This is a genomic window from Komagataeibacter diospyri, from assembly GCF_006538165.1.
GTDB classification, from domain to species: domain Bacteria; phylum Pseudomonadota; class Alphaproteobacteria; order Acetobacterales; family Acetobacteraceae; genus Komagataeibacter; species Komagataeibacter diospyri.
Map to the genome: position 1 here is coordinate 22,273 of NZ_BDLU01000053.1, position 21,591 is coordinate 43,863.

The window sequence follows — 21,591 nt, forward strand, 5'->3', positions numbered from 1 at the left end:
TTTCAAGGTAATGCCCGCACCGCCTTGCTGGTAAAGCCGACCACCGTCCTCATGGCGACATGGCCCATACGGCCGTTTTCATATCGCTCGGTCGCGGCGATCACTCTGGTCTTGCCTCCCGGACCCGAGCCCTGGTTGCGCTCGCCCCCCAGATAGACATCGTCTGCCTCGACCACGACCGGGGCACCGCCCGGACCAGAACCACCAAGAACATAACGGGTTTCCCGTTCGGTCATGGCGCGACGCAGGCGTTTGGCGAGGTACCACACGCCGTCGGATAGCTCACGCCCAGCCGACGGCCCAGTTCTATGGCCGAAACACCCTGTTTGGTGCTGGTCATGATATGCATGGCCCGGAACCAGATCGTGAGGGGGAGTTTTGTCCCGTTCATCACCGTGCCGGCCGTGACCGACCAGCGACGGTTGCAGCGTGTGCACCCCACCCGGCGACCACAGAGGTAATTCCGATCGTGGCCGCAGGACGGGCAGGCCATCAATGCCTCCCGACGCGCCATCATCAACGCCTCGATACAGGCTTCTTCCGTGCTGTAGAGACGCTCAAACTCAACGTCTGTCAGACCTCTCATGACTTTACAACATCACCAGAACTCCCGCCACTCAAGTTCATATGGGATGTCAAGGGACGCCAGCAAAGGCCGTGCTGTCTTGTTGATAAGCGGGTAAGATCTTTGGTCCCCTGATCTGCCTACCTGCTTCGAGAATTGAATAGACAGGCAGTCGCCCTCTTCTCGGACGTAGGGCGCGGCAATCTGTGTTGCCGAAAGCAGACGTCAAATCATAACCGGCCTGCTAGGCGGATCAGAAGATCCATGCGCTCGTGCAGGATGGCCACGACCAACGCTGGCGCACCTTCACGCAGCAGGCAGAAAATGTAGTGATGCTCGACCCGCACCATTCTCAACCCGGGATACAGCGTGCTCATGTCCTTGAAAGCGCTATGACCCTCGACGAGACTGACAATGCCTTGTTCCAGCACGGCAACATATCGACGGACCTGAGCATCGCCCCACTGTTTTTCTGTGTAACTGATGACCGCACGCAGGTCAGCTTCCGCTGCTTCAGTAAGGATGTAGCTTTTCAATTACGCTTCTCATCGAGTTCCTCACCAAGGATCGCACTGATGCTCTTTGAACTTACCTTGCCATCAAGGCCTTCCTGAACGCGGGCTCTAAGAAGATTTTTAAGTTCCTGCCATGCATGGTCAGTATCAAGGTTGTCAGGGAGTAGACGCTCAAGGGCATACTGCTTGATCGTCTTGCCCTGTAGCGCCGCCAGTGCTTTCAGACTCTGGTGCTGCTGATCCGTCATATCAATGGTCAGTCGGCTCATGATATATCTCTCCTGCGAAGCATAAACCCACATTAGCACATATGTGGGTATGATGCGAGGAAAAGGCGGCAGCCGCCTCATCTCTACCGTTTAACGAACTGTCATCGTGCAGGAACTGATCAGGGAGCGGGTCTTTCGCAGACTCTATCCCTCGTCCCCCGAACTGCCGCAGTAATGTCAGTTTCCCATCTCCCTGTCCGGATTTTGATCAGTTATCGCTGACGATCCATTCACCCTCACGGCGAACAAGAACGTTCGGAGCGTGTCTTGACCATGTAAACCCGTCGAAGGCCCTTTTCCTCGGCGCAATGCGTCTCAGCATACCCGATGCGCTGATACGCCCGGGATCGTTTTTTTAAGATTTCCCTCTCCTCCCGCAGAGTCCGATTCTCCAGACGAAGACGTTCATTCTCGCGGGCCAGATCACACTGAGGCTCGAATGTCGGCCCGGTGGGACGGTAATCCACTATCCATTTCACAGCGAAGAGGAAGGGTTCCAATCTCCACGCCAACCCACCGTTGCGGGAATTTCACCCGCAAAAAGTCAGCAAGCTGGCGCGTGTGCAGTCGGAGATCCTTCGGATCCCGCACGGGTGTCGGCGGTTCAAGAAGCGACAGGAAGGCCGCCTTATCGTCAGTCCAGTCCTCAGGTTCAATCGACAACACTGGCTTTTTCGCCATGAATCGGACGTCCTTAAAGCTACGCGGCTACGATTAAAGGCCAAAGCCCTGTGCTGGCCACCAGAGCAGATCAATTCAATGAGTTCAACGCCTGGCAGGCTGATGAAACCGATCGACTGTAATGGAGTTTCGCCTGACCTCAGCGCCCCTGTGCGGAGCAAACCCGTTTGTCTCCCGACAGGCCGGAGCGCACCTTAATGCAGGAGCGCCATTGCGCCGTTTTCGCCTGCAGACGCAATGATCCGACAGCCCGCGCCGGACAGTTATGCCGACGACTGTCTGTATGGTGTGAAGATGCATGGCATGTTTCCGGCTGAACGCATGCCAGTCCCATCTGACGGTGCCAGCGGGTCCACATCACGCAGGTAACAACAGAGCCAGCAATAACAATCAAAAACCACATCAGCTACCCGGCTTCACTCCGGAAGGCGGGATTGCCTGACCAAGATGCCGATGTTCCCCACAATACCAGTCATCACCGCCACGGGTATTGAAACCGAACACAGCGCCTTTCCCGCAGCCCTTACAGCTATGGGCATATCCGTGAAACGGGACAGATCGCGCAGACGCAGGCGTCCTGCCTCCAAAGAAATCTTGCGACGGTTCATCGCTCATGATCAGGGCCCCTGCGCATCAAGTGCGCGTCCGGCCTGCATCCAGCGCAGACTGGTCTGGCACGGCTCATGCCGAACATGGTTCCAGCCGGTAATCCGGTTCTGCAGCGGGATGTCGTCGATAAAGCGGGATGGCGCAGAAGAGCCGCCCTGTCGGTAATCACAAAAAGTGATGGTAGCCTGCTCCATCGCCCGGGTCAGCGCCACATAGGCAAGGCGGCGTTCTTCATCGAGATTACGCACCATGCCGCCAGGAAAGACAGCTTCTTCCCACGCAGGCAGAAACACGTGGCGAAATTCCAGCCCTTTTGCCCGGTGCATGGTAATGAGCTGCACCCGATCCTTCCCTTTTTCCCCAGGCGCCACGCTCGCCAGAGCTGCATGCTCCATCAGATGCTCCACACGTTGGAAGCCATCCGCCAACGCAACCAGTTCAGCCAGGTTTTCACGCTGTGAGACTGCATCGTCCGTGTCGTCAGCGCGCAGCATGTCCAGATAACCGGTTTCCTCAAGCAGCCAGCTGACACGCTGACCGATGGTTTCACTCCCGCGAGAGGCCGTCCGCCTGACGATCTGAACGAAGCTGTCCAGCGCCCGTCCACATTTCAGGGGCAAGCGGACCCGCGTTGCAGCGGCACACAACGACAGTCCGGAATCCCTGGCTTTGGCCTCGATCATTCCCAGGCCTTTTGCTCCAAGTCCGCGGACCGGCCTGTTGGCGACCCGGCGAAATGCCTCCTCAGACTGGGGCTCATCGGGACACGCGGAGAGTGTGAGAAGGGCCAGCGCGTCCTTGACAGCCATACGCTGATAGAACCCCACGTCCCCGACAATCTCATGCGGAACGTGAGCATGGAGCAGCGCTTCCTCCAGAACCCACGACAGCCTGTTCTGACGGTAAATGACCGCCATATCGTGCCAGGCTGTGCCCGCGGCCGCATGACGGCCGATCTCACGGGCAATCGCGGCGGCTTCCTCGGTGGCATAGGAAAAGCCCAGTACCTCGATCGGCATTCCCTCGCCCCGACGCGTGAACAGGCTCTTCTCGATGCGGGACGGATCGTATGAAATCACGGCATTCGCCGCATCAAGGATATGGCTGGTGGAGCGAAAATTCTCTTCCAGCTTGAATATTTTCGCACCAGGAAACTCTGTTGAGAAATTCCTGAGAAACCCGACTTTTGCACCACGCCAGGAATAGATGCTCTGCGAATCATCACCCACGCAGAACAGTTCGCCAGATTTTTTACTCAGCAGTGCAAGCCAGAGATGCTGTGCATGATTCACGTCCTGAAATTCGTCTGCCATGACGGCCGTAAAACGGCCTGTCCAGCGGCGATGATAGGATGGGTCATGCAGCATGGCGAGGGTTGGCCACATAAGAAGGTCGCCAAAATCCGCGGCGTTCTGATCGCGCAGGACGGCCTGGTACCGGGCGTACAGGCCGATCACGAAACGCCAGCTGTCATGATCTACAAAACGGTTTGCCGACTGCCGCGTGTGGATCATGGCCTCGACATGCGCTGCAGCCGTTTCGGGTGTTACCAGATTCTCTTTCAGACGTGAAATCCGCTCGGCCATCTTCCTGATCTGCCTGGCATCCCCGGGAGCCCCTTCCTGCGGGTCAGGGAGTTGCGCCTTCGGAACCGCCCTGATCAGGCGACGTATGATCGCGAGACTGTCATCTGCATCACGAATGTCGAAACCGCTACGCAACTGCGCCACCTCGGGCTCGGCCCGTAACTGGCGGGATGCGAGCGCGTGAAACGTGCCAACCATGGCAGTACCGAATGTGGTCCCAGAACACTGGCAATGCGTCTGCGCATTTCCTGCGCCGCCCTGTTGGTGAACGTGACACAGAGAATCTGGCCCGGAACCATGCCGTGGAGTTCGATGCGCGTCGCCACACCCGCTGTGAGGGTCTTGGTCTTGCCAGTTCCCGCACCGGCGAGAACCAGGACACGCCCCAGCGCCATGGCAGCAGACCGTTGCTGCACCGTCAGATCGTTGAGGATTGACGCCAGGGCGTGCGGAACAGAAAGATCCCCGGACGTCATAGTTCTTCCATCCCTTCCGCCAGGCAGCCGCGGGTCCGGGTAACCTCACCGCTCGCGAGCAGCAGCGTCACGGGACAGGAAAGATCCCAGTTCCCGAACCCCCTTTCCCAGCACCCGTCGATAACCAGCCCGACCGGACAACCGACACGTTCATAGAGCCTGACAGCCGTCTCGGGGATCGGCAGGTCATCTTCGATCCCCATTCCACGGCAGCACACATGGCGGTTCCAGATCGCCCCTGCCAGGGCAGAACGGGCGAAAGCCCCGGCTAGGGCCTCCTTGATGGCCAGGCGCGCAACCCCCAGATCCGCGTAACTGGAAATAGCCATCATCACTTTCTCCTGCATGAGATGGTCCTGAAAACAGGATCGCTCGGCCGACACGTCTGTGGCCCGCCAGCCGTAAATGACGGTCACCTCGTGATCGTCAGTGAAGAGAACGGTACGCGCTTCGAGATCCCACCCCTCGGGCAGCGAAGTGTCGCGCGTCCCGCCGATCACCACACCGCGGAACTCGGCGCTCCCGTTGCCCATCCCGACAAAACAGTCAGGGAGGGTACAGCCGGACGGACGATGCTGTTGCCAGATCGCACTGGCCTGCTCGTGAAGCAGGAAAGCCCGAAGAAGACGGCTCCGCCACATCCGGGAAGCAAAAGGTTCGAACCAGATCATGGTGATGCTTCCGGCGACGGGGCTGCTGAGCGCGATATGGTCGGAGACGGTGGTGCGCCCTGTTCCGGACCAGAGAGCACCTTCTGATGTTTCGCGTGATATGTCTCGGCCTGATCCAGCCAACCCGTCGAAACTTCCGCCGGGTTGGCAGCCGTTCTGGTAGTCAGGGCTTCGGACAGGCGAGAGAGCGGATCTGCAGGCGCAGGTCCGGGCTGCGCCTTATCTTCGCGTGCCTGCAGCACCCTGTTCCAGTCATCTCCAGGTACTTTCGGCGAAATCCGGCCTGACCAGAGACCGGCTTCCTGCGCGAATGTCGTAAATTTCGAAACGTATCGATCACCCTGCAGATCGTTATCGACGGCAATGACCAGTCGCGCATGCGGCTGCTGCGCGACACGCGCCATGACCAGCTTCAGGTTCGCCTCGCCCTCGGGACTCATGCCGCCCCCGGTCGAAGCATAGAATGTTCCCTTACGAAAATGGTCCAGCGCGGCAAAAGACAGGGCATCAATGGCCCCCTCGGTGACCACAAGGCGTGTTACGGGTTCGGTTCCTCCATCGGCCCGGAAACCAAACAGGCGCTTACCCCCGCCACCCGTCGAAAAGCCCTTGTACTCGGGACCACGCATCTCCATCCCGGTAAGCTGCCCGCTGATATCGCGGTGACTGAACCAGGCGGTCCCGCGTGGGCCTTCTTTCAGCACACCCTGCCGGATGGCGGCAGCGAGGATATCGGCGGGCAGCCGCCGTTCTTCCGTCAGATAGCGCCACGCTGCCGTCCCTTTTCCGGGTGCGGAACGACGATCCCATAATTCAACAGGATCACGGCGCGGTCCGTCACTGGCACCTGTGGTACGCTGGGCGACTTCCAGCGTCGGGTTCATCCCGACCAGTGCGCGAAGTTCCCGCCTGACATGGCCGAGATTTTTTAACGGATCGAGATACTGGACGAGTTTGAACACGTCACCCTTTCCATCACCTTTTGGATCCCACCAGCCCTTGCCGCCATGATTGACAATGATCACATCGTTGTCGCGGCGGAACTTCAGGTTACGGGCCGACTGTTGTGCAGTAGCCTGCCGATCCAGCCTGAACCCGGCTTTTTCAAGCACAACCGCGCAGTTTACCGCATTGCGAAGCTCGTCAAGCTCCCTTTGCTGCGCTTCTGGAGACGATACGTAAGCCATGGGATAAATCCTTTCATGAATGGCTCCGCCTTTCTGGAAACAATACGGCAGAATTCCCGAATAATATCCGCGAACAGAATAGTGAACGGAGCAATACAAGCCGCATAAAAGCGGCATTTATTACTTTAGGTCCGTATCCATATATGTTTTCTTCGTTCCGGCTTCCCGATATGGATGCAAGGGGCAAGGCAGCCTTCAGGCACCTGCAATCCGGACAGAACGGGAAGACTGGAACGTACACGACACGGGACACTCCCTGTGGAATGTCCCATGTCCGCCCACATCATGCGACCAACGAGAAAAAACCGGGATCGGGAGGAGGAAACGCGCGATACTACTGCCCGTACAACAACATGGGCACGCCCCGTTTCCATCCGCCCAGAAATCTATCATAACAGACCGGTTCTGCTGGCTTTTCAGTCCCCCGACCCGATCATCAGGCACCGTCGCGGGGACTTCGGGCAGTTACGCTTGTGGATCTCCAAGGCGCAATGCCGGAATTTGACCCTCTGTCCGGAAGATATCCCTGGCAGAGAAGCCGGGCTGTCTCCAGCCCGGCAAAACCGCAGCTAGAACGGAATCTCGTCCTCCATTTCCTGGCCACCGCCAGCAGGAGCAGGTCGTTGGGCGGCGCTACGCGACGGGCGCTCTTCATCAAAACGTCCATCGCTGGTGCTGCGGCCATTGGCCAGCACCTTCAGGTTCCCATCAAACCGGTCGATGATGATCTCGGTTACATAACGGTCCTGTCCCTGCTGATCGGTCCATTTGCGTGTTTCCAGATGGCCTTCGATATAGACCAGGGTTCCCTTCTGGCACCGACGTTCGATCACGGCCGACAGGTGATCGTTGAAAGAGACGACACGGTGCCACTGGGTTTTCTCCCGGCGTTCGCCGCTGGCGCGATCGGTCCAGGTTTCGCTTGTCGCCACGCCGAAAGACGCGATTTTTCCATCCCCCTCCCTGCGTGCGGCAAGATCCGGATCCCTGCCCAGATGACCGATGATGATGGCACGATTGACTGACTGGCTCATGGTCCTGTTCCTTTTTTCCTTCCCGGTCCTCTCCGGCCCCTGCCGGATCTCTGACCTGGTGCGGTCACGCGGAAGCGGGTATCAGGCGGCGGGCGCAACCCCTCGGGGCGGCAATGGTGCGGAAGCCGCGCCTGCGGCTTCACGGTACCGTCCCGACCGAAGGCCTGGGGGTTGCGCCCGACGACGACCGCTTCAGACCGCAGAAACCAGGTCAGAGACCCGGCAGGAGCACTGATGCAAAATTCTGTTTCTTCGGGGTCTTTGTTTTCATATTATTGTTCTTTTTTTATTCGTACCTGTGCTGTTTTCTCTTGTACAATGAAAGTATTCATTCTAGAATTTCCCTGTTGCCAACGTGGGGGTTCATCATGGCTGTGATTACCGTGTCGGGAGACCGCATCACGCTGAAGGCGGATTTTCATCCCGAACTGTCGACCCAGGCCGGCCGGTACAGGGGACGGTTTCTCGGCAAGGAAATCGGCTGGTCCTTCCTCCCCGAACACGAGCAGGCGGTCCGCCAGATCTGCCAGACCCTGTATGGTGTAGATGGCACGCCGGCTGCGTGGAACGACTGCTGCACCGTGCAGGTCGACGTTGACGAACAGGACGTCCGGGCACCACTGTGGCGCAAGTTCAACGCCGATATTTACCTTGGTGGTCGTCACGTCGTCGGCGTTTTCGGTCCGCGTCAGGCCGTCCGGACTGGCAGGGGCGTAAAATTCCTGCTCGGCCAGCCGCGCTGCGCCACCCGGCTCGGCGCCTACCATATGGAGGTGCCCACCGGCAGCCTGCTGGAAATCAGGAAATACCCACGCGCAGCGCTGGAGTTCCTGGCCAGATGCCTTGATGGGCACGGGTCCTGGAGCGTGGATGCAGGCTAGAAGAGCCCAGGCTGCACGGGAGGCGCGGGGGCAACCGCGGATGTTGTGGTCCCGCCATGCTTTGCCATCAGGCCAGCCAGTTCTGACTTCTCACGCGCAATCTGTTCTTCGCGGGCACGGGCTGCCCATGCCTCGACCAGAAGGTTCTCGCGGATGCGCTGCCCGATTTCCCTCTCCACATCCGACCAGACAAAAGACGGGTCGCCCCAGCAGGGATGTCGCGCAACCTGATCGAGGAAATCGCGACGTGTGGCTGCATTCTCGAACCATGTCTGCGCAAAGCCGATCCGATTATAATGCGCGATAAATCCGAACATGTTGCTCAGGCGGTTATACAGGGCCGGGGTAAATTTTCCTGCAGGCATTCCGAGTGCGATGAACCGCAGGATCGCATTACCAAGCTTTGCCTTTTGCTGGGCTGTCGCCCATTTGGTGGGTTTCAGGACAGCCGGGTCGAAAGGCGGGATCCGAAGCCGCTCGCACAGGATTGGCCTCGCCGTCATGACACCCGGCTCCGGCATCGATAGCCGTTATGGAAGCGGTTCACATCCGGCAGTTCTGGATAATGCCCCTCGCTCAGGCCCCCTTCACTCATCCTTTCCAGATAGCGCACTGCCACGGTCACACGGCGGGAATTGGCGAGGCTGCGCAATACGACCAGATCCGAGCGGCCTCGCATATAACGGTCTTCCCAGAGACCGGTGACGGGGTTCAGCGCAGCCGCCCCCATCATGCCGTTCAGAAAGCATTCCACGATCCACGGCCGGGTCCGATAGGGACGTCCCGAAACAGGAGCCGGAAGACGGAAGATGGTTCCGCTGGCAATGGTCCCGACCCGGAGCGGGTTATTACCGCCCTGAAATGGAGACGTATAATACTGACGGATCATGCCATGTCTCCTTTGCAGGACGCCATGTTTCCGGTTTCGGCTGCGGATCGTCCATGCAGGATCCGCGCGCCATCAGCGTCGTTATCGACCATGAGAACCCATCTGTCGGTCCCCAGGGCGCCAGTGCGGTAAGCCGCATCAAAGCCACGTGGCTTACGATCACCCCGACGGATATGCACACTGATGGAAAATGAGCGCCCGGGATGCACGCCGGCGATCCTCTCACCGTAAAGCGTTACGGCAGTCGAGATTTCCGCGAGCGTCCGGGCTTCTGTCATCCCCCGTGCACCAAGGTGTTCCATCGGCAGTGCCTTAAGGATGGCGCAGCCGTCAGAACGGATGCGCACGGCGGGAGTGGCAATCAGGGCAAAGACAGGCATGATGAACTCCATCACCCGGCACGCCCTCGCAGGCGCACAGGTTTCCAGGGTTGGGTTTCAGGCGGCAGAAGCCACATCTCCGACGGACGGCTGACGTGTCGATGAGCTGAAAATGTATTGGGCCGCGGCTGAAGCTGCGCTCGCTGCGGTGAAAATAGCGCGCCTGTCAGCCTTCAGCAGTTCCAGCCAGTTCCCGATGTAATCAGCATGGCGGACCGTCGGTTCGATCTGCAGTTCCGCGCACACGAAAGCTGATGTCATCTCTGCGACGAGCTCCTCGGCCGCGTAGGCATGGTCCCCAAACCGCCTGCCAAAAGTGCGCGACAGCCGGCTTTCAGCCCCGGTCCAGTGCCCGATCTCATGAAAGACGGTTCTGTACCAGTCGATCTGGTTGAAATAGGACTGCCGGGGCGGAACCCGGATGAAGTCCGCATCCGGGGCATAAAATGCCTTGTCGCCGCCGATACGGATGTCCGCCCCGGTTTCGCTCATCAGCGCTTCCGCATGCGGCACGATTTCGCGTTCCGGCAACAGAGCGGTCGGCGCGACCATGCTCTCTGGCAGGTTCTCGCACTGGTCAATATTGAACACCGTAAACCGCTTGAGAAACGGGATCTGGCGGGGATCATCGGAGCCTGCTTCCGACTTTGGCGTGAAACGGTCAGCATAGAACACCGTTGTTCCCTTCTCGCCTTTCCTGACATTGCCGCCTTCGGCCTGCGCCTGACGGAACGTCAGCCATTTCTGGGTGGAAAACCCATGCATCTCCACCGCGCCCCACAGCATCAGGATGTTGATCCCGGAATAGGCCCGATCGGTCGCGGCATTACGCGGCAGGGCAATCCCGCATTTCGCGCGGTTCCATGGGCAGACCCATGGCACGGTTCCCGCTTCAAGTTCGAGGATGATGCGGTCGGTGACGGACTGATGAATGTCGGTACGTTCGGTTCTGGCCATGATCAGTCTCCAGAATATGCAGACGCCGCCCTTCAGGGCGGCGCGGATAGACGACTTGCGATGCGGGTGTCATCTGAGATCGATGATGCCGGTGCACGGATCGAGAAAGATGTCGGGCAACAGGAGGAAGGTGACCAGGGAGGCCGTCCAGAGGAGCACGATGGCGACGAATTTGGCGATTTCGACGGCAGGGCGGGACGGCGGCACGATGCGGTTCTGAGTCATGTCCAGATCCTTTTTTCTGGCGTTTCGACCCCTTCCGGCGACCGCAGGGCAGACTGGCGGGCAAGGGCGCCGCGCAGCGGCGGCACCGGAGCCGCGCACAGATGGCGCAGCCATCGCGCACGGCGAGGAGCCACCCCTTGCGCGGCAGGCTGGACTGTGGTGCCCGCCTCCTACCTTTACTGTTTCATTTATTTATATATTTTGTTTTTATTGTATTTTTATTCAGGTCAGGCCTTTCCAGATCCGCCATCCGGTCGTCCGGATCGGTTTTTTTGCGGGGATGCCAGATAGGGGCAACTGATCCGCGCAGGCGTGACATCAATCCACAAACGACTGCCCGCAGTCGCGTCCAGCGCCTTGCGGATGGTGTCGGCGGAAAGAAATTCCGCGCCATCGTCACCGCCAAACGACGCGCGTTTGACATCGTACCAGTCGTCAGGACATGTGCGCGGGTCCGCTTCGACAGCATAGGCGACAAGGTTCGCCTGACCCTCGGCGTCACTGAAGCCCGGATAACCATTCGACATCAGGTACACCCCATGATCGCCAACCAGCATGAGGCCTGCCGGTATTTTGGTACGATCGACATCCGCACCGGTCGGATGGCGTGACGACACGCCAGCCTTGAGAAAGGCCGGGTCAACAAGCTGATCATAGGTAGGGGAATGTTCGCTCGCGGCTTGCGCATGAGCAAGAAGACGCGCCACCAGGGCACGGTCGAAATGAAGTTTCATGGCAGTATTCCTTTGTGTAAGCCCCTTGCGAAGACACAAAAAAGGCGGAACACCGAAGTATCCCGCCTTAAGAAATGGGAACCGGCACATCTGGACCGTGGTACCCCCGATGCCGTTGCCGATCATTCATTTTCATCGTCATCAAAGAAACGAAGCGAAGCATCGACCGGGCCGTCCGCGTCAAACAGGACGTAATCGCAGTCGTGATTCCGGGCCAGGGCGAGAATGGCCCGCAGTGTCCGCGACCCCGGCCAATCACGGGAGTATGGATCCAGCGGGACATGGACAAACCATCCATGCGGGCCGGACAGGCAGGTCAGGCCAAAGGAACCACCTGACCTTGCATATCTCTCAAGGTGTTCGCGGTCCGACAGGGGGAGGTGACCGGTGCTCAGGTCGAGGAATTTCCGGATCTGGAAAGGCGCTAACATCGGGTTTCTTCCTGCTGAAGGATGAGGCTAGTCAGACCGGCCCGGCGCTCTCGCCGAATGCGCCAGCGGGCAGGAGCCACTGTTCGGGGGATGTGAGGACACGACCACACCAGCGATGGCAGAGCGCGCGGCGCACCAGATCCGGGCGCCGACGCACGGAGCCGTAGACCGTGCCGCCACTGGCCAGCGTGCTCAGGTCCCGGTCGCGTCGGATGGTGCAGCCAAATGCGCGTTCCCATTCACACAGCCGGGCGAACCGATCCGGGTCCATGTGACGCAGCGTCGCAGCCTGATCGGCAGACATGAAGACGCATGTCAGGCAGGACAGACGGCCAAACCCGAGCTGATAGGGAAGCGGCGGAATCACGCCATGCCGGCGCAGGATCTGCCAGACAGCCGCTTCGCTCCAGGCATGTACCGGCCGCCAGTGATCGATATGCCGTCGGACCCGACCATCACGACAGTCTGTCCGATGCCGCTCAAAGGCAGCGTAACGGGCACGGTTCGCGGATTCCGCCGCGCGTTCTCCAGTTACAAACAGGGTACGGGCATGACTGAAGCGCGCCTGGTTCCGCAGGGCGCCATCCGCAACCATGATCTTGGCATATGGGGAGCACCAGCGGACCGACAGGTTCGCCGAAACCTGCGGGAAGCGGCGTCGTGTATTGGGCGGCCCCTTGCCACCGACAGTGACCCGCCCTGTCGGGGTATCAAACCAGACTGGCGCGGTCGGCACATTATCGCGCAGCATTTCCCGCACGATCCCGCCCTGCCGCGCGGAGAAAAACAGTCTGATACCAAGGGCTGCAGCCAGATGCCGCCCGTAATCAGGCACGTGCGGCCAGTCAAAAACGTCCCCGTCATCATCCACAAGATGGTGCCACCACTCGATGCGGTCGGGCGCCACGCCATTTTCAAGCAGGTGCAGCGTGCAGGCGAGGGAATCCTTGCCAAAGGAACAGGCGACGACGACGTGATCATAACGCGACAGATCAGGCATCTCTTCCTGCCCCGGCACGACAGTTCTCTGACGGGATGACGGGCTTGCGGTCGCCATGGACATTCTCCTTGTCTGAATGTCTTCTGGCGGTCTGAAGGGATATCGCGGGTCAAACGCGGCGCGTGCGCCGGCATCGCAGGCCCGCGGAGCGGGACAAGAGCCACCGTTTGAGGCGCGGTGGCCCTTCAGACATATTTTTTCCTGTTTCTTCCTGCGTTTCCTACGCGTCCGCGTTCAGGTATTCGTGCAGGTACCGGCGCAACAGCATGCAGGCTGCATGAGTGTCCCGCTCACCGTCATCCGCAAGGACACGATCCATCACTCTAACAAGAACGGCGGCTGCCTCCCGTCCCGGGCTGAAAACAAGGGAAAACCCAAACTGTCCCTGCAGCACGCCGGTCCCGGCATCGTGGACCATGGCCACGATCTCGCCATGGACGACTTCCTCAACCTCAAGATCCACTTCCTGACCGTCAGGCAGAATGGTGGTCCGGATCCCGTCAGAGTCCACACTGTCGGGAACGGCATTGAGGACGATCCGCGCAGCCGCCTCGGCGTCCGTCGCCGTGACCCTGAAATCGCCGGCATCCGCTTCAAACAGGCGCTCAACCAGCGTGACACGAAAATCAGGCATTGCCGTCCTCCCTTACCAGGACAAATTCACTCAGTGTCGTGGCTTCCCGCCATGGGCAGTGCCAGATCATCACGTCCTTTCCGCAGATTTCAGCGACAGAACCACTCTCTCTCAGCCGGGCCAGTTCGTCCGACGTGACTCTTGGAACCGCCGTGAAAGCGGAAAATTCGACCACCGCCGCCTCCACGCTCTCATAGGGTCCCCGCCATCGGCGGGCCGCGGGCGGGTAGATTTCAGGCGTCCGGATCAGAACTCCACCATCCGGGTGGAAGCCCAGTTCAACCACATACCTGCCGATCAGACGCTTTTCCGTCATGTATTCATGGGTCATCACGGTTCTCCTTCGCCGACGCAGGTGAACGCGTAACCTGACGTTCCGGATAAGCCCGGTGGGGGCGTATCGCAGAATTTCCCGGTCGACGTTCTACCAGAGGCAGTTGCTGGCTCACCGCCCGACGTCACCATTGGGGCGACGGGCCGTGAGCCAGAGCAGTACGGCAGCACCAGCTTCGCTCAGCTGAAACCTACAAACTCAACATGCGTCCTGAGGAATTCTTCAGGTGTCTGCGATGGCGGAGCCAGACTTTCCACCCTGCCGTGCGGCACGTCATCCTCCTGATCTGCCGCCTGGTCCGGGGGCGTGTCAGTCACTTCATCCAGCTCAATGCCCGTCGCAGCAGGATCATCGGTTCCCGGACCATCAGCCAGCGCACCAGCATCGTCTTCCGGGTCGATATCATCGTCATGCGCCAGTTCCCCGTCATCGTCATCCGCTGCGGATGGCGGGGTAAGCGCTTCCGCGAAAGTGGCATTCAGCGCTGCGACATCGACCTGGAAACGTGCTGCAGGGTGCACCCAGATCCCCTGCCCGACATGGTCCATCAGGGCGCGGCGCATTTCCTTACCGGTATTGCGCGGCAGGATGCCTTCGGCCTTTATGGCCTTCGTGATGCCGGGCTTGCTGAGCGTTTTCAGGAAGTCCTCGTCCGCCATGGTGGGCAGGTGGGCATCCGCGTTCACGATATGGCCGACCAGGACACTCCAGTCACCGCTATTCGTCCCGTTCTTCTCGCACGACAGCACGGCTTTCAGCACGTCGACAGCGGCGCCACGCAGGACCGCCTCGTCCAGCGCCATCTCGCCATCCTGGAACAGTCCGGCGGCGGCCAGAAGCCGGCGTGAAGGGCAACGCTGCGGATAATGTGCTCCGGCATCGCCATCAACCCGGACATTCTGCGCGTTGAGGGCCGCGATCATCAGTCCGACCAGGATCCATGGATCGGCAGCCCCCCGCATGCCGTCCAATGCGGCATGCAGCGCCTGGGTGCGGAAACTGCCGATCATGTCAAAACCGCGCCCCGAAATATCGGGCCGTTCCCTTGGCCCTTCGGGCAGGGCTTCAATGACGGCGGACGGCGTCGTGCGACCTGCCGCCTCACTGCCCGGCAGAACGCACCAGCCCTCGCGAACCTTGAGGCGATGATCAAGCCAGAAGAATTTCGTGGCGCCCTCGCGCTGCCAGTAGATCCGGACCATGCCGGGTTCGAGGACCGGGTCGCCGTTCTCGTCGCTCTGCAGGATCAGTGCGTCTTCAGGCGTGTTCTGACCTAGCCACTGCCGCTGCGCCTTCTCGTAGGCGAAGCCGTCATCGGTATAACGGCCGTCCTTCCCGGCTTCACCGAACAGATCTTCCTGCCAGGCGATCCGGCAGCTTTTTGCAATGGCGTCATCAAACGAGGCCTCGATTGCATAAAAACGGTCCTGCCGCAGGGCTGATGCAATCCGGTCCCAATCGGGGATGGCAGCACCGGGTTCCCAATTTCCGTCGGGCAGTTGCTCGCCCTCATCTTCGCAGGTTTCGACATCCTCGGGCGGCGCCGCGCCAACCGGAAACCCGAAATGGCCCCAGACCTGTTCCTGCAGCGCGGTGGACGCAAGGGCGATGCTCGCCAGTTCACGATTGCCGGGACCTTTGCCCGCCTCGATCCACGCCAGAATATCAGGCAGGATGGCAGACAGGCGGCCGATCTGCTTCAGCTGCACCGGTGTAAGCATCAGAGCCTTGCAGATCGCGGTGTCATTCCACTTTTTTTCCTCCCGGAGCCTGGCAACGACCCGCCACTGTTCAACCTGGGTCATGGGCTGACGGATCATGTTCTCCGACGCGGCACGCATCCGGTCCAGTTCCGCATCATCGCCTGCCACCGTCACCTGAATGGTTTTCAGGCCGGCCTTGACCGCAGCACGCCGGCGGCGATGCCCCGCAACGATCATCAGGCCGCCCGGGGTTTCGCGGACCAAAGGCGGGTGGATGATCCCGACGGCCTTGACGTTCAGCGCCAGCTGGCGCTCTTCCGCCTCGTTGGGCGCGGATTTCCGCGGGTTTTCGGGGTTATCGAGCAGGGTTTTCGGATCAACTTCGCGCAGTTCCATGGTTTTTACTCCGTGTTCTCAGGACGCCTTTCCTGATGCACTCCGGCGGCCAGCACCGGGCTGGCGGGGCAAGGGCGCCGCGCAGCGGCGGCACCGGACCCGCGCGCAGGCGGCGCAGACGCCGAGCACGGGGAGGCGCCACCCCTTGCGGCGCCTGACCGGAGATGGCAGCCCTTCTCAGGCTGCCGCCTCTTCTTCCTTCTCCCTGTCCTCGGTGTCGTCATGCACCGGGTCTTCATCGGTCGCGGTCGCCGCCAGATCGTCTTCCAGCGCTTTCAGCTCCGCGCGCTTTTCATCAAGCATCGCCTGTTCCGCGAACGGCAGGCCCAGACGGGCCCGGTAGGATGGCAGGCGACGCTGCGCTTCCTCCCGCATCCGGATTGCGTCACGGAGCGCGTCATCGATCCGAAGCAACGCATGCTCGAGACGCGACGTCAGCCCAAGGCCCTTCGTGTCGTCCTCGACGGCGATCTCAATGCGACCCGAGCGTGCTTCCACAAACAGCGTCACGTCGACCGCGCGCTTTTCGCCGCGCACGCGACGGCCTGGCCCAGCTTCGCATATGACGGCGAACCCACCGATGCGTCCGAGGTTCCAGACCCCTGCCTCACCGTTCTTCGCCGCCAGGCGGACCTGGGACAGGAGCCATGATCCGGCCTTCTCACGTTCGCTGACATCCCCCTTGTCCCGACGCAGTACGAACGCGTCCCCCTTCGTGGGCTGACGGCTGGTGATATCCGCCTCGATGAGCGGGATCTGACGCTCCGCGCCCGCAATCTCACGCTCGGCCCGGTCAATGGCACGTTTTACGGCGAACTGGTCGTCATAATGGGCGGCCGCCAGTCTCTCCAGCCGCGCAAGATCGGCCTCCAGCCCGGCTTTGTGCATCAGCCGGGCATCGCCTGAGGCGAGCGCCTTGGCCATGGCGAACTGGTTTCCCCCTTCCCCGCCAATGTCCTCAATCCGGCGGATGGAACGGTCACCTGACATCGCAAGGCCAATAAAGCGCTGCTTGCGCTCGAGGAGCTGCCAGTTGGTCGCGTCAACAGAACCCTGCTGGGCGTAGGCGTAGAGTTCGATTTCCGCGTGCTGGTTGCCCTGCCGCTCGATACGTCCCTCGCGCTGGATGATGTCGGAGACCAGCCACGGCACATCGAGATGGTGCAGGGCCTTGAGGCGCTGCTGGGCGTTGACGCCGGTGCCCATGGTCGCCGTCGAGCCGATCAGGATCCGCTTGCGGCCGGCATTGAGATCACCGAACAGCTTCTGCTTCGCCGCACTCTTCCTGTAGTGCTGCATGAACGCGATTTCCGCGCGCGGCACACCCAGACGGATCAGTTCATCGCGGATCCACGTATAGGCGGAAAAACCGCGTGTCTCCATCGCGCTCTCGGTGCCCAGATCCGAAAAGATCATCTGCACCGCCCCCGGCAGGTCGTACGACCGACCGGTTTCAGGATCGCTGTAACGGCTTTCCAATGTCTCCTGCCATATCCGGAACACGTTCCCGATCATCAGGTTCAGCTTCGACGTGTCATCATTCGCGGCGAGAGGGGCGACGAAGCGCAGGTCGATCGCGGCATGACGGGCATCCGTAATGACGGACAGGAGGATGTCATCGCCCTTCTGGGGACGCCCCTGGCGTGCTTCGATGGCGTTGATGCGGGCCGCCAGCGTCTTCTGGTAGGCCCTGAAGTTATCGTTTGTCGGCGCGACAATAATCTCGCGACGTCCGCCCCGGATCGCAGGCAGTTTCACGTACTGGCGCAGGTCATCGTGCTGCACGACATCCGCGAAGTCGCGATACATCGCCATGAGGTCGGCGACGTTGACGAACTCGGTGAAGCGCGTGACCGGCTTGTAAAGCCCGCTTGGCTGCAGTTCCAGTTCGGTACGGGTTTCGCCGAAATTGGCTGCCCAGGCATCGAATTCATGCAGGTAGCGCTTCTGCAGCGCCTCAAGATCCATATAGCGGCTGACCGTCCACATCTCGGCCAGCGTATTGGTGATCGGGGAGCCGGACGCCATGATCAGCGGGCGTTCCGGATTTTTTGCCGCCAGGTAGCGCGTCTTCACGAAGAGATCCCAGGCCCGCTGCGAGCCGTTCGGATCGACCCCCTTGAGGTCGGACTGGTTGGTTGCAAAACTCAGCTTCCGGAACTGCTGCGCTTCATCGACGAGGATCTGGTCGATGCCGATCTCTCCCAGATGCACGAGATCGTCCTTTCGAGCGGCAAGGCCTTCCAGCTTCGCCTGCATCTTCTCCTTCATGCTCTCGACCCGCTTGCGCGACAGGCGGTCGGCCGCATCGACGCTTTCCAGCACTTCCTCGTAAGACGTGATCTGCGCCTCGATCATCTGGCGTTCGAAATCGCCCTCTACCGGGATGAACCTGAATGCATCATGCGTGATGATGATCGCATCCCAGTTTCCGGTCGCGGCCCGGGCGAGGAACCGCTGGCGCTTTGCCTTCACGAAGTTCGTCTCGTCAGCGACGAGGATCCGCGCGGTCGGGTAGAGCATGAGGAATTCGCGGGCCATCTGGGCGAGGCAGTGACCGGGAACGGCGATCATCGCCTTGCTGATCAGGCCAAGCCGCTTCTGCTCCATGACGGCCGCAACCATCGAGAAGGTCTTTCCGGAGCCGACCGCGTGCGCGATATACGTGCCGCCGGCAGCGATGATCCGCCAGATGACCCGTTTCTGGTGGGGGCGCAGGCTGATCGTGGTGCTTGCACCGGGCAGGCGCAGATGGGAGCCATCAAACGCGCGTGCAACCAGGTTGTTGTAAGTATCATTGTACAGCCGGACCAGCCGCTCGGCCCGATCGCCATCCTGCCAGACCCATGTCTCGAACGCACGCCTGATCGCTGCCAGTTTTTCCTTTGCGGCTTCCGTCTCCTGTGTGTTCAGTTCGCGGTGCTCATTGCCATCGCCATCACGCCAGACATCCCATATCTTTGGCGATGCCTGCGTCAGGGCATCTTCCAGCAGTTCGCCGGCATGTCGCCATTCCGTCCCCCAGACTGACGTCGCCTCGGCCTTGCCCATGAACGCCCGTTTCTCCACGGTCCAGCAGGCGACCGCGGGTGCGTGATAGATGACCGTTTCGACCCCGAGCACCTCGGCGGTAAAGGCGATGATGTCGCTGACCGGCAACCACGGAGCGCCAAGGCGCGCGGTGATCTCCGACGGACGCAGATCGGCTGGCTGGACGGCTTCCAGCGCCGTGACGTTCCGGGCGTAGCGCCAATCGATCCGGGCTGCATCGCGTGCCTCTTCCAGCTTGGTCCGCACGGCGCCGGAGAGCATTTCGTCAGCCGTGACCCAGACATCGCGACCGTCCACGCTCCGTACCGGATCGAGATACACCGCATCCCCCAGTGCGGCTGCGACCTCAGCTTCGGACTGTCCCATGAGTTCCGCGATCCGCGGCATTTCCACGCCGCCTGTTTCATGCAGGCAGACAGCCAGGGCGTCGTGGGCGGAATGGATTTCCGGTTCGACAGGCGCATGAATGACCCGTTCCGAGAAAAGCGGTCCCATCCGGCCCTTCTGTGTCGCCTCGTCATATTCCTCGATGGACGAAACCAGCCAGACATCGGGATCATCGTAAAATGGCGTCAGGTTTGGCCGCCGCTGGGTTTCGTTCTCGACCCCGGTTTCCGGGTCGATCCTGACCGTCACGTTCATCAGGTTGATCGGTCCGAACTGTCGGACAAAGCTGAAATAGGCACGCTTCAGATCGCCCTGCAGGCGTCCATAGGGCAGGTTCTCCATCTGCGCCCGCAGAACCGCGCGTGCTGCATCCCGGACGGGTATCAGTGCGGTAATGATCCGGGCATGCTTCTGGAAAAGGCCGTCCTTCTGGTCCCCCTTCCTGATGGCTACCGTAGCGGCTTGGCCGTCGCATATCTGTTGCAGGACGCCTTTCGTGACGAAGTAGGATCCCTCTTTCAGCAGGGCGCCATCGGCCGCCGTGCCGATCAGGACACTGGATCCCGTCGGTCGGACGATGCGCTGGTCCAGGGGTTCCGAAAAGCGCACGTCCTGCCCGATCCGGCTCAGGGCCTCGGGCAACATCACATCGAGTCCGCAGTCGGCACACGCGTGGCATGTGTAATCGGGGCCGAACTGGGTGGTGGTCCAGCCGTGACGGCCAAGCACCTGCTCCGGATGGTCGAGGAAATAGCGGTTAACAAGGAGCGGGCCGTTGCCCTGGTCGCTGTCCACAAGAGCGCTGGTTTCCAGCCAGGCCTCATCATCGGCCATGTCGCCGATCATGCGCTTTCGAAACACCAGCACGTCCACCACGACGTCCGTGCCGGCGTCATCGCGCATGGCTCCGGCCGGAAGACGGACCGCCCCCACGAGGTCAGCCATTTTAGCGATGGTCCGACGCGCGGTGCTGTCCGTCTTATCCAGCGTATGGCGGGACGTCACGAAGATTGCAATGCCGCCCGGGCGGAGTGCTTCGATGGATCGGGCGATGAAAAAGTCATGCAGGCTCAGGCCAAGCCGCCCCAGACCTTCGGGGCCCCGCACGGTGCGATTGGAAAAGGGTGGATTACCGATCGCAAGGTCGTACCCGGTTGCGAGCTTCGCTGTCGTGAAATCCTCGCTGCGGATCCACTGGTTCGGATAGAGCCTGCGCGCAATCCTTGCTGTGATCGGATCATTCTCGATCCCGGTAAAGGCGATGCGTCCCTCGAGCTTTTCCGGTCGGGCCGCGATAAAAAGACCGGTGCCACACCCGGGTTCGAGCACGGAACCGCCTCTAAATCCCATCCGCAACACTGTACTCCAGAGTGCGTGCACGATCAGTTCAGGGGTGAAGTGCGCATATTGTGTTGCGCGCTTCAGTCCTGCCCTCTCAATGTCTGTTGTGGAGGCATGGATCGCCTCGCCAATTTCTTCCCAGCCTGGACGGGCACTATCGCTTCCAGATGGGAACAGGTTGTTCGCCAGTTCTCCTGCTCCAAAGCCGATGAAGCGTGACAGGACGATCTGTTCGGGGGACGATGCGTTTCGGTCAGCTTCTTCGATCTCCTTGAGCAGTGCGATTGCCAGCGCATTGTCACGGGCTCGCTGTTTCCACGTAGCTGCGAGGCTTCGGTCGGTAACCATATGAAAGTCGATCTGGGGAAGGGCCATCGCGGCCGGTGTGGCGGGCGAGGCAGGGGATGAACCGTCTTCACCTTCAAGTTCGCCCCAGAAAAGGTCGTTCTGGGTATCTGCGAGAGCGGTTGTACCGAAGAGGTTGAGCTGGAACGACATGGCCGTGCTCCGTACAAACGCCGGCACCCGGCACTGCTTCTGCAGGCCGGGATGGTTCCGGGGTCAGGTTTTCGGGATGTCAGGAACGGGCGTGCTAACCAGGTTGTGCTGCCTGATTACTCTTTCCTTCAGATCTTATCGCAACCGGGTCGGGCAG

At 60.5% G+C, this 21,591-nt stretch carries 20 protein-coding genes and 2 pseudogenes; 1 reads left to right on the forward strand and 21 read right to left on the reverse strand.

Translation table 11 applies throughout. The annotated features are described in order from the left end of the window. Nucleotides 1–14: 14 nt before the first annotated feature. From MSKU9_RS19020 to ssb, 9 genes and pseudogenes are all read right to left on the reverse strand, one after another. Nucleotides 15–617: pseudogene (locus MSKU9_RS19020) on the reverse strand (IS1595 family transposase); the annotation flags it as partial. Between the two features lie 178 nt (nucleotides 618–795). After that, entirely contained in the window at nucleotides 796–1,101 is a 306-nt protein-coding gene (locus MSKU9_RS11895) for a type II toxin-antitoxin system RelE/ParE family toxin (protein WP_141261635.1), read from the reverse strand. Next, the gene (locus tag MSKU9_RS11900) at nucleotides 1,098–1,349 is read right to left on the reverse strand and encodes an antitoxin (protein WP_141261636.1); all 252 of its coding nucleotides are present in this window, start codon (nucleotides 1,347–1,349) and stop codon (nucleotides 1,098–1,100) included. The genes MSKU9_RS11895 and MSKU9_RS11900 overlap by 4 nt, the downstream gene beginning before the upstream one ends. 423 nt (nucleotides 1,350–1,772) lie before the next feature. After that, nucleotides 1,773–2,030, reverse strand: coding sequence for a hypothetical protein (locus MSKU9_RS18585; protein ID WP_227002486.1), 258 nt, complete (start codon nucleotides 2,028–2,030; stop codon nucleotides 1,773–1,775). A gap of 617 nt (nucleotides 2,031–2,647) precedes the next feature. Then, nucleotides 2,648–3,868 (reverse strand): ATP-dependent helicase, encoded by a 1,221-nt coding sequence (locus MSKU9_RS18590; RefSeq protein WP_264371851.1) that lies wholly within the window; start codon nucleotides 3,866–3,868, stop codon nucleotides 2,648–2,650. After that, a pseudogene (locus MSKU9_RS18595) lies at nucleotides 3,848–4,701 on the reverse strand (ATP-dependent helicase); the annotation flags it as partial. The gene MSKU9_RS18590 and the pseudogene MSKU9_RS18595, both read right to left, overlap by 21 nt. Continuing rightward, nucleotides 4,698–5,372, reverse strand: coding sequence for a hypothetical protein (locus MSKU9_RS18600; protein ID WP_227002483.1), 675 nt, complete (start codon nucleotides 5,370–5,372; stop codon nucleotides 4,698–4,700). The gene MSKU9_RS18600 and the pseudogene MSKU9_RS18595, both read right to left, overlap by 4 nt. Then, complete coding sequence (locus MSKU9_RS11925; RefSeq protein ID WP_141261637.1) at nucleotides 5,369–6,559, reverse strand: DUF3991 and TOPRIM domain-containing protein; 1,191 nt, start codon at nucleotides 6,557–6,559, stop codon at nucleotides 5,369–5,371. Before MSKU9_RS11925 ends, MSKU9_RS18600 begins: the two co-directional genes overlap by 4 nt. A gap of 569 nt (nucleotides 6,560–7,128) precedes the next feature. After that, the gene (gene ssb / locus MSKU9_RS11930) at nucleotides 7,129–7,593 is read right to left on the reverse strand and encodes a single-stranded DNA-binding protein (RefSeq protein ID WP_141261638.1); all 465 of its coding nucleotides are present in this window, start codon (nucleotides 7,591–7,593) and stop codon (nucleotides 7,129–7,131) included. A 368-nt stretch (nucleotides 7,594–7,961) separates the two neighbouring features. Here ssb and MSKU9_RS11935 point away from each other — a divergent pair, with 368 nt between their 5' ends. Beyond that, on the forward strand, nucleotides 7,962–8,474 hold the full coding sequence (locus MSKU9_RS11935) for a hypothetical protein (protein ID WP_141261639.1): 513 nt from the start codon (nucleotides 7,962–7,964) through the stop codon (nucleotides 8,472–8,474). Here MSKU9_RS11935 and MSKU9_RS11940 read toward each other — a convergent pair. The 12 genes from MSKU9_RS11940 to MSKU9_RS11990 all read right to left on the reverse strand — a co-directional run bounded on the left by MSKU9_RS11940 (nucleotide 8,471) and on the right by MSKU9_RS11990 (nucleotide 21,434). Beyond that, on the reverse strand, nucleotides 8,471–8,977 hold the full coding sequence (locus MSKU9_RS11940; RefSeq protein ID WP_141261640.1) for a hypothetical protein: 507 nt from the start codon (nucleotides 8,975–8,977) through the stop codon (nucleotides 8,471–8,473). The genes MSKU9_RS11935 and MSKU9_RS11940 overlap by 4 nt on opposite strands. After that, on the reverse strand, nucleotides 8,974–9,363 hold the full coding sequence (locus MSKU9_RS11945; RefSeq protein WP_141261641.1) for a hypothetical protein: 390 nt from the start codon (nucleotides 9,361–9,363) through the stop codon (nucleotides 8,974–8,976). The genes MSKU9_RS11940 and MSKU9_RS11945 overlap by 4 nt, the downstream gene beginning before the upstream one ends. Then, a complete protein-coding gene (locus MSKU9_RS11950) occupies nucleotides 9,360–9,743 on the reverse strand; it encodes a hypothetical protein (RefSeq protein WP_227002484.1) in 384 nt (127 codons plus the stop codon). The genes MSKU9_RS11945 and MSKU9_RS11950 overlap by 4 nt, the downstream gene beginning before the upstream one ends. 57 nt (nucleotides 9,744–9,800) lie before the next feature. Then, nucleotides 9,801–10,700 (reverse strand): ArdC family protein, encoded by a 900-nt coding sequence (locus tag MSKU9_RS11955; RefSeq protein ID WP_141261642.1) that lies wholly within the window; start codon nucleotides 10,698–10,700, stop codon nucleotides 9,801–9,803. Between the two features lie 69 nt (nucleotides 10,701–10,769). Then, nucleotides 10,770–10,925: a hypothetical protein gene (locus tag MSKU9_RS18275; protein ID WP_162853816.1), complete on the reverse strand. Its 156-nt coding sequence runs from the start codon at nucleotides 10,923–10,925 to the stop codon at nucleotides 10,770–10,772. A gap of 227 nt (nucleotides 10,926–11,152) precedes the next feature. Beyond that, complete coding sequence (locus MSKU9_RS11960; RefSeq protein ID WP_141261643.1) at nucleotides 11,153–11,659, reverse strand: DUF3085 domain-containing protein; 507 nt, start codon at nucleotides 11,657–11,659, stop codon at nucleotides 11,153–11,155. Nucleotides 11,660–11,781: 122 nt separating this feature from the next. Further along, entirely contained in the window at nucleotides 11,782–12,090 is a 309-nt protein-coding gene (locus MSKU9_RS11965) for a DUF5983 family protein (RefSeq protein ID WP_141261644.1), read from the reverse strand. 31 nt (nucleotides 12,091–12,121) lie between these two features. Continuing rightward, on the reverse strand, nucleotides 12,122–13,153 hold the full coding sequence (locus MSKU9_RS11970; protein WP_141261645.1) for a phosphoadenosine phosphosulfate reductase domain-containing protein: 1,032 nt from the start codon (nucleotides 13,151–13,153) through the stop codon (nucleotides 12,122–12,124). A 157-nt stretch (nucleotides 13,154–13,310) separates the two neighbouring features. Next, complete coding sequence (locus tag MSKU9_RS11975) at nucleotides 13,311–13,724, reverse strand: hypothetical protein (protein ID WP_141261646.1); 414 nt, start codon at nucleotides 13,722–13,724, stop codon at nucleotides 13,311–13,313. Then, nucleotides 13,717–14,055 (reverse strand): hypothetical protein, encoded by a 339-nt coding sequence (locus MSKU9_RS11980; RefSeq protein ID WP_141261647.1) that lies wholly within the window; start codon nucleotides 14,053–14,055, stop codon nucleotides 13,717–13,719. Before MSKU9_RS11980 ends, MSKU9_RS11975 begins: the two co-directional genes overlap by 8 nt. 182 nt (nucleotides 14,056–14,237) lie before the next feature. Continuing rightward, complete coding sequence (locus MSKU9_RS11985; RefSeq protein WP_141261648.1) at nucleotides 14,238–16,157, reverse strand: ParB/RepB/Spo0J family partition protein; 1,920 nt, start codon at nucleotides 16,155–16,157, stop codon at nucleotides 14,238–14,240. Between the two features lie 177 nt (nucleotides 16,158–16,334). Next, a complete protein-coding gene (locus MSKU9_RS11990; protein ID WP_141261649.1) occupies nucleotides 16,335–21,434 on the reverse strand; it encodes a lactate dehydrogenase in 5,100 nt (1,699 codons plus the stop codon). Between the last annotated feature and the right edge of the window lie 157 nt (nucleotides 21,435–21,591).

Coding starts and splice junctions, on each gene's coding strand:
- MSKU9_RS11900 (WP_141261636.1), bottom strand. CDS start 1,349: ATGAGCCGACTGACCATTGATATGACGGATCAGCAGCACCAGAGTCTG.
- MSKU9_RS18585 (WP_227002486.1), bottom strand. CDS start 2,030: ATGGCGAAAAAGCCAGTGTTGTCGATTGAACCTGAGGACTGGACTGAC.
- MSKU9_RS18600 (WP_227002483.1), bottom strand. CDS start 5,372: ATGATCTGGTTCGAACCTTTTGCTTCCCGGATGTGGCGGAGCCGTCTT.
- MSKU9_RS11925 (WP_141261637.1), bottom strand. CDS start 6,559: ATGGCTTACGTATCGTCTCCAGAAGCGCAGCAAAGGGAGCTTGACGAG.
- ssb (WP_141261638.1), bottom strand. CDS start 7,593: ATGAGCCAGTCAGTCAATCGTGCCATCATCATCGGTCATCTGGGCAGG.
- MSKU9_RS11935 (WP_141261639.1), top strand. CDS start 7,962: ATGGCTGTGATTACCGTGTCGGGAGACCGCATCACGCTGAAGGCGGAT.
- MSKU9_RS11940 (WP_141261640.1), bottom strand. CDS start 8,977: ATGACGGCGAGGCCAATCCTGTGCGAGCGGCTTCGGATCCCGCCTTTC.
- MSKU9_RS11945 (WP_141261641.1), bottom strand. CDS start 9,363: ATGATCCGTCAGTATTATACGTCTCCATTTCAGGGCGGTAATAACCCG.
- MSKU9_RS11950 (WP_227002484.1), bottom strand. CDS start 9,743: ATGCCTGTCTTTGCCCTGATTGCCACTCCCGCCGTGCGCATCCGTTCT.
- MSKU9_RS11955 (WP_141261642.1), bottom strand. CDS start 10,700: ATGGCCAGAACCGAACGTACCGACATTCATCAGTCCGTCACCGACCGC.
- MSKU9_RS18275 (WP_162853816.1), bottom strand. CDS start 10,925: ATGACTCAGAACCGCATCGTGCCGCCGTCCCGCCCTGCCGTCGAAATC.
- MSKU9_RS11960 (WP_141261643.1), bottom strand. CDS start 11,659: ATGAAACTTCATTTCGACCGTGCCCTGGTGGCGCGTCTTCTTGCTCAT.
- MSKU9_RS11965 (WP_141261644.1), bottom strand. CDS start 12,090: ATGTTAGCGCCTTTCCAGATCCGGAAATTCCTCGACCTGAGCACCGGT.
- MSKU9_RS11970 (WP_141261645.1), bottom strand. CDS start 13,153: ATGTCCATGGCGACCGCAAGCCCGTCATCCCGTCAGAGAACTGTCGTG.
- MSKU9_RS11975 (WP_141261646.1), bottom strand. CDS start 13,724: ATGCCTGATTTTCGTGTCACGCTGGTTGAGCGCCTGTTTGAAGCGGAT.
- MSKU9_RS11980 (WP_141261647.1), bottom strand. CDS start 14,055: ATGACCCATGAATACATGACGGAAAAGCGTCTGATCGGCAGGTATGTG.
- MSKU9_RS11985 (WP_141261648.1), bottom strand. CDS start 16,157: ATGGAACTGCGCGAAGTTGATCCGAAAACCCTGCTCGATAACCCCGAA.
- MSKU9_RS11990 (WP_141261649.1), bottom strand. CDS start 21,434: ATGTCGTTCCAGCTCAACCTCTTCGGTACAACCGCTCTCGCAGATACC.